Consider the following 3846-nt stretch of genomic DNA (forward strand, 5'->3'; position numbering starts at 1 on the left):
AAGGACCTGCAGCGGCTCGGTAACCGCGAAACACCGGCCGTGCTGGCGGTGCTGGTGCTCGAAGATTTCGCGATGGCGGCTTTTCTGCCGCTGGAGGCGGTTCTCGGGGCTGGGCGCGGCTGGCTGGTCGCGGTTGGTGGCATGGCCGCCGCGGTCGCCGCGCTGTGCGTCGCGTTTGCCGCGTCATACCGCTGGGGCCACCACGTCGGCCGACTCGTGACGCATCCGGACAACGAGCAGCTGCTGCTGAGGGTTGTCGGCATCACCTTGATCGTTGCCGCGCTGGCCGAGAAGATGCACGCCTCGGCCGCCGTGGGCGCCTTCCTGGTCGGCCTCACCCTCACCGGCGAGACCGCGGACCGGGCTCGCAAAGTGCTGGGCCCGCTGCGCGATTTGTTCGCCGCGATTTTCTTCGTTGCGGTCGGGCTGCCGGTAAACCCCGCGCAGTTGTTACCGATGCTTCCGATCGCTTTGGTGCTGGCCGCGGTCACCTCAGCGACGAAGGTGGCCACCGGAATGTTCGCCGCCCGACGCGAGGGAGTGGCGCGGCGCGGGCAATTGCGTGCCGGCGCAGCGTTGATCGCCAGGGGAGAGTTTTCGCTGATCATCATCGGCCTGGTCGGCTCGTCGGGCGCAGGGATCTCCGCATTGGCTACGACGTATGTATTCGTGCTGGCGATCGTCGGGCCGGTGATCACCCGTTTCACTGGCGGTCCACTCCCGGCCAGCGCCCGCAAGGCGGCCTAGCCCGGCCTAGCCGATGTGCAGCGCGACCACCTGCCAGCGTCCACCCGCAGCCCTTTCGATGCGGCAGGCGATGGCATGGATGCGGGGTCCGCGGCTGTAGCTTCCGAATACCTCGGCCGCGCCGACCCGGTCCGGGGTGCCCACCGGCTGCAGCCGCAACCGGCGTAACACGGCCGCCCCGTCGTTGCCAACCGTGAACCGATTGGCGGACAGCACCGAGTCCACGAGGCCGGCCGCCAGCAGCCCCTGTAGTTGCGCAACCGGGCGGCGACGGTCGAGAACTTCCAGCACTCGGCGCAGCGCGGCGTCGGCGAAGCACGCCGCCTGCCGCATTGGCGCGGACATCGTCGGTGATCCGCCGGCGACAGGGGACCGACCGGAATGTCGTTGCTGCACACGCGTATTGGGTTGTCGCAGCGTTGTGGGTGACGGCGGCCGGCAGCGCCGGACATCGCGGGCCGGCGGTTCATAATCGACGACGGGCATCACCGCGAACGCGTCACGGACGGATGGGCTGGGGCTGGTCAACACTGCACTCTCCCAATGCTTACGAAGGGTCCGAAAAAGTAGGCCTGCGGGAGAGTGGCAGACAACTGTGACGATCATCGCACAATCGCGGCGGGCGTGTACCCGCGCTGCAGCAGGCCGGCGGAGACGGTTACCGTGAGCGGCAGATTGATCGGTTCTACTGAATTCACAAGGGATTGCAAGAGGAGAGGCGACGTGGCGAGGTTGTCCACTTCGGACGCGTCGTTCTATCAGCTGGAGAACACCGCCACCCCGCTGTATGTCGGCTCGCTGGCGATTCTGCGGCAGCCGCGCGCCGGGCTGAGCTATGAGGCGTTGCTGGCAACGGTTGAGCAGCGGCTGCCGCAAGTACCGCGCTACCGGCAGAAGGTTCGCGAAGTCACGATGCGCTTGGCCCGGCCGGTGTGGATCGACGACCGCGATTTCGACATCACCTACCACGTCCGGCGCTCGGCGCTGCCGTCGCCGGGCAGCGACGAACAGCTGCATGAGCTGATCGGCCGGTTGGCCGCACGGCCGCTGGACAAGTCCCGTCCGCTCTGGGAGATGTACTTGGTGGAGGGGCTGGCCAAAAACCGCGTCGCCCTTTACACCAAGTCGCACCAGTCGCTGATCAACGGGATGGGCGCGGTCGAGATCGGCCACGTCATCGCCGACCGAAGCCGACGTCCGCCGCCGTCTGCCGAAGACATCTGGGTGCCGGCCCGCGAACCGGGCACCACCCGGCTGTTGTTGGGTGCCATTGGCGACTGGGCCACCCGGCCCCGGGCGCAGGTGCGGGCGGTCCGGACCGGGATCACCGAGCTGGCGACCAATTCCGGCCAATGGGTCGATGTGGGTCGACGGATGTTCGACGTCGCCCGCACGCTTGCGCGGGGGACCGCGCCCAGCAGCCCGCTGAACACCACGGTGTCCCGCAACCGGCGGTTCACTGTCGCCCGTGGAAGCCTTGACGACTACCGTGCCATCCGAGCGCGCTACGACTGTGACGTCAACGATGTGGTGCTGGCGGTGATCACCGGGGCGCTGCGCAATTGGCTGATGTCCCGCGACGAGGCCGCGGCGCCAACCACGATGGTGCGGGCGATGGCGCCGTTACCGGTCTACGTCGACGAGACATTCGACTCCGCGGGGCGCGGGCGGGCGATCAGCCAGGTGGCGCCCTTTCTGGTCGACCTGCCGGTAGGGGAGGGCAACGCGGTCGTACGGCTGTCGCAGATCTCGCACGCCACCGAATCCAACCCAACCGCAGCCAGCCTGGTCGATGCCCGAACGATCGTGACGTTGTCGGGTTTCGCGCCGCCGACACTGCACGCCATGGGTATTCGGGTCGCCACCGGTCTGTCGGCGCGCTTGTTCAACCTGTTGATCACCAATGCGCCAGGCGCACAGTCGCAGATGTATGTGGCCGGCGCAAAGTTGTTGGAGAGCTACGCAGTACCGCCGTTGCTCAACAACCAGGTGCTGGCCATCGGTGTGACCTCTTACAACGGCATGCTGTATTTCGGCATCAACGCCGACCGGGACGCGATGAGCGATGTCGACGTGCTGCCGGCGCTGTTGGCCGAATCGCTCGATGAACTCCTGGAAGCCGCGCAATAGACCTACCATTCGATGGTGAGCAACTCACAGCAGGCGCAAAAGAAGCAGCCAAAGATCTCGAACGAAGTTTACGAAGCCGAATTGTTTCGGCTGCAAACGGAATTCGTCAAACTTCAAGAGTGGGTGCGGTTTTCCGGCGCCCGCATCGTCGTGGTCTTCGAAGGCCGTGACGGCGCGGGTAAGGGCGGCACGATCAAACGGATCACCGAATATCTCAATCCGCGGGTCGCACGGATCGCTGCCTTGCCCGCCCCGACCGACCGGGAAAGCGGGCAGTGGTACTACCAGCGCTATATCGCGCATCTGCCCGCCAAAGGGGAGATCGTGCTCTTCGACCGGTCGTGGTACAACCGTGGCGGCGTCGAGAAGGTGATGGGATTCTGCACACCGCAAGAACATGCGCTGTTCCTGCGGCAGACACCGATCTTCGAACAGATGCTTATCGAAGAAGGGATACTGCTACGGAAGTACTGGTTTTCAGTCTCTGAAGACGAGCAGCTGCGTCGATTTAAAGCGAGGCGCAATGATCCTGTGCGGCAATGGAAACTCAGCCCGATGGATCTGGAATCGCTGTATCGGTGGGAGGACTATTCACGTGCCAAAGATGAGATGATGGTGCACACCGATACGCCGGAAAGCCCGTGGTATGTGGTGGAATCCGATGTCAAGAAACACGCCCGGCTCAACATGATGGCACATCTGTTGTCCACCATTGACTATCGCGACGTGAAGAAACCGAAGGTCAAACTGCCTGCCCGTCCGGTGGTCAGCGACAACTATCAGCGACCACCGCGCGAGCTTTCGACGTATGTCGACGATTACGTGGCAACGCTGATGCGCCCCACTAAGTGATCCGATGCAGATCTATATCCCGGTAACCCTTGCCCTGCTGCAACAACTCGTCGCCGATGGTTCGTTCGTGCCGGTGAACGGCACCGCGTTCGCGGTGACGCCGAGGCTGCGTGAGGC

5 protein-coding genes are annotated in these 3846 nt (G+C 64.7%); 4 read left to right on the plus strand and 1 reads right to left on the minus strand.

Annotation, left to right across the window (positions count from 1 at the left end):
- A partial coding sequence (locus WBF82_RS18010) for a cation:proton antiporter (protein WP_424384324.1) occupies positions 1–747 on the plus strand: 747 nt, incomplete at its 5' end.
- 6 nt (positions 748–753) lie between these two features.
- On the opposite strand, the gene WBF82_RS18015 is transcribed toward WBF82_RS18010, so the two are convergent.
- On the minus strand, positions 754–1233 hold the full coding sequence (locus tag WBF82_RS18015) for an Rv3235 family protein (RefSeq protein ID WP_424384327.1): 480 nt from the start codon (positions 1231–1233) through the stop codon (positions 754–756).
- 237 nt (positions 1234–1470) lie between these two features.
- Here WBF82_RS18015 and WBF82_RS18020 point away from each other — a divergent pair, with 237 nt between their 5' ends.
- The 3 genes from WBF82_RS18020 to WBF82_RS18030 all read left to right on the plus strand — a co-directional run.
- Positions 1471–2877, plus strand: a complete 1407-nt coding sequence (locus tag WBF82_RS18020; protein ID WP_424384325.1) for a WS/DGAT/MGAT family O-acyltransferase — start codon at positions 1471–1473, stop codon at positions 2875–2877.
- A 15-nt stretch (positions 2878–2892) separates the two neighbouring features.
- Positions 2893–3729 carry a polyphosphate kinase 2 gene (gene ppk2 / locus WBF82_RS18025; RefSeq protein WP_424384326.1) on the plus strand — a complete coding sequence of 279 codons (837 nt, stop codon included), beginning with the start codon at positions 2893–2895 and terminating at the stop codon, positions 3727–3729.
- 4 nt (positions 3730–3733) lie between these two features.
- Positions 3734–3846: DUF6912 family protein (locus WBF82_RS18030; protein ID WP_424384328.1), on the plus strand; the 113-nt coding region annotated here is incomplete at its 3' end.

Source organism: Mycobacterium sp. (assembly GCF_049673265.1).
GTDB lineage: Bacteria > Actinomycetota > Actinomycetes > Mycobacteriales > Mycobacteriaceae > Mycobacterium.

What these genes read in the sequence shown, in the direction of transcription:
- WBF82_RS18015 (WP_424384327.1), bottom strand. Translation starts at nt 1,233, where the DNA reads ATGCCCGTCGTCGATTATGAACCGCCGGCCCGCGATGTCCGGCGCTGC.